Below are 2860 nucleotides of genomic sequence, written 5' to 3' on the forward strand. Positions count from 1 at the left end.
CGGCGCCGGCGGCGGAGCGGCGGGCGTATCCTGGGCGATAGCGGGCATTGCGAAAGCGGCGACCGCCGCGGCGATTACGAGTTTCATGCGACTCTCCTGAGTTCGAACACGCGAGGCGTGACGGGAAGTGAAACGCGGCAATCGCCAAATGGCTCCCTTGTTTCGCAGGCGATTCAATGAGAGCGTTAAGCCCCTGTATCCAGAGAATATCCTGCCGAACGCACGGTGCGGATCAGATCGGGCCGGTCGCCCTTGTTGATCGCCTTGCGCAGCCGGCGGATATGCACATCGACCGTCCGGCTCTCGATATCGCTGTCATGACCCCACACCGCATCGAGCAAGCGCTCGCGGCTGAACACCCAGCCGGGATGTTCGAGGAAATGCTTGAGCAAGCGGAATTCGGTCGGGCCGAGCGGGACGACTTCGCCGGCGCGGCGGACCTTATGGCCGACGGTGTCCATCTCGATATCGGCATAAGTCAATGCCTCGCCCGCCAGCGCGGGACGCACGCGGCGCAGCACCGCACCGACTCGCGCGACTAGTTCGCGGGGGCTGAACGGCTTGGTCACGTAATCATCGGCGCCGGTTTCGAGCCCGCGTACGCGGTCCTCTTCCTCGCCGCGCGCCGTCAGCATGATGATCGGGATATTCGCCGTCTCGGGCATCCGCCTGAGGCGTCGGCACACCTCGATCCCCGATATCCCTTCGACCATCCAGTCCAGCAAGACGATGTCGGGCGCGGCCTCCTTGGCGAGCAGCAAGGCTTCCTCGCCATCGGGGGTGTGTTTGACGTCGAAATCCTCGCGCTTGAAGTGGTAGGCGAGCAGTTCGGCGAGCGAGGCGTCATCCTCGACCAGCAGCATCTTCACGCGGCTCATCGCGTTTCCCCCGTCTTGATGCGTTCGGGCATCGGCGTCCCCGTCGCGGCGAAATAGACCATCTCCGCGACGTTGGTCGCGTGGTCGCCGATCCGCTCCAGATTCTTGGCGACGAACAGCAAATGCGCGACCTGGCCGATGGTGGCCGGGTTCTCGACCATATACGTTACTAGCATACGGAAAATGCCGTCGTAGAAATCGTCGAGCAACCGGTCGCGGTCGCATACCAGGACCGCGGCCTGCGCGTCGCGCGCCGCGAAGGCGTCGAGGACATCATGGACCATTTCGGCGGCGATCCGCGCCATGGCCGGGATCACCGAAATGGGCTCGATATGATGCTCGCTTTCGATCAGCGGAACGCGCTTGGCGATATTCTTGGCAAACTCGCCAATCCGCTCGATCACCCCCGCGATCTTGAGCGCGGCGACGACGTCGCGAAGATCGCCATCGGCCAGCCGGCCGCGGGCGATGATCTGGACCGCCAACGCCTCAACTTCGGCCTGCAGCGTATCGATGCTCTTGTCGGCGCCGCGGATTTGCGTGGCGAGCTCGGTGTCGGCGCGTTGCAACGCGTTGATTGCATCATGGATCGCTTGTTCGGCGAGTCCCCCCATCTGGCTCAGCATGCCGCGCAGCTGGCCGATGTCGCGGTCGAACGCATGCATGGCGAAATCGGTGGCCAATCGGAACTCCCTGGGCCGTCGTGGCCGCCGTCAAGAGGACTCGGCGGTCAACGTTCGGCCACCACTGCCTGTGTGACGCTCGCGTTACCCTTTGATGACACCCGGCTCGGCGGGCAACAGGATCGTGACGACAGTGCCGCGCCCGACCTGGCTGGCGATGTCGAGCCGGCCGCGGTGCCGCTCGACGACGTGCTTGACGATCGCGAGTCCAAGCCCCGTGCCGCCGACCGCGCGGCTGCGCCCCGAATCGACTCGGTAGAAGCGCTCGGTCAGCCGCGGGATGTGTTCGGGCGCGATACCGTCGCCTTCGTCGCCGACCGACAGCCGGACCATGCCGTTGGGGTAGCGCCATAGCTTGATCGCGACGGGCGTGCCCGGGCGGCCATATTTCATCGCGTTGCCGATCAGGTTGTGCAGCGCCTGGCTCAGCTGGACACGGTCGCCGGGTACGGCGGGCACGTCATCGGCCAGGTCGATCGCGATGTCGGCGGCACGAGGATCGCGCGTGTCCGCCAGCTCGGCCGTTACTTCCGCCAGCAGCGCGCCAAGATCGACCGACGCTTCGGGCAGCCGGTATTTCTCCGCCTCGATCCGGCTGAGCGAGATCAAATCCTCGACCAGCCGCTGCATCCGCCGCGCTTCGTTGTCCATGATCTTCAGAAAACGTGTGCGGATCGCGGGATCGTCGCCTGCCTCTTCGTACAGCGTTTCGATATAGCCCAGGATCGACGCGAGCGGGGTGCGCAGTTCGTGGCTGGCATTGGCGACGAAATCGACGCGCATCCGCTCGGCGGCGTAATTTCCAGTCTGGTCGACCAGGTGGACGATGCGCTGGCCGTCATCCACCCCGCTCGAACTGGTTCCGACATGCATCTGCCAGCGCTGGTCGAGCGTACCGAGCCCGACCAGATCGATCGGGTCCGACCTGCCCGGCGCGAGCGGACCGATCAGTCGTTCGGCGGCGGCAGGGTGGCGGATCGCGAGGCGCACATTCTGGCCGATGATATGGTTACCGAGCAACGCGCGCGCCGGAGTGTTCGCTTGCTCGACGCGCCCATTGACGACGATCAGGATCGGTCCGACAATCGCCTCCAGCACGTCACTGAGCAGCGGCGGGGGCGGTTCGTCCGGGGCAGGGGGCGCTGCCGTTGCGATTACCGCCTCGCTCGTGCCGGTCGCGACCAGCACCGCCGCGATGCCGCCGACCAAGGTCACCAGCATCACCTGTACGCCGTGGCTGAGCAGTAATGCCGCAATCGCGGCGACGCCCACGATCGCAATTGCTGTCGCTGTACGAAG

3 protein-coding genes are annotated in these 2860 nt (G+C 65.3%); all 3 read right to left on the minus strand.

All coding sequences use genetic code 11. The features are described from left to right. Positions 1 to 185: 185 nt before the first annotated feature. Positions 186 to 878, minus strand: a complete 693-nt coding sequence (phoB, locus tag JWM94_RS04130) for a phosphate regulon transcriptional regulator PhoB (protein ID WP_299422162.1) — start codon at positions 876 to 878, stop codon at positions 186 to 188. Further along, the gene (gene phoU / locus JWM94_RS04135; protein WP_299422168.1) at positions 875 to 1543 is read right to left on the minus strand and encodes a phosphate signaling complex protein PhoU; all 669 of its coding nucleotides are present in this window, start codon (positions 1541 to 1543) and stop codon (positions 875 to 877) included. Before phoU ends, phoB begins: the two co-directional genes overlap by 4 nt. Positions 1544 to 1645: 102 nt before the next feature. Further along, a partial coding sequence (locus tag JWM94_RS04140; RefSeq protein ID WP_299422166.1) for an ATP-binding protein occupies positions 1646 to 2860 on the minus strand: 1215 nt, incomplete at its 5' end.

The sequence above is a fragment of the Sphingomonas bacterium genome (assembly GCF_028289855.1).
GTDB lineage: Bacteria > Pseudomonadota > Alphaproteobacteria > Sphingomonadales > Sphingomonadaceae > Sphingomonas.

Excerpts from the sequence above, each read along its gene's own strand:
- phoU (WP_299422168.1), bottom strand. The coding sequence starts at position 1,543 with ATGCATGCGTTCGACCGCGACATCGGCCAGCTGCGCGGCATGCTGAGC.
- phoB (WP_299422162.1), bottom strand. The coding sequence starts at position 878 with ATGAGCCGCGTGAAGATGCTGCTGGTCGAGGATGACGCCTCGCTCGCC.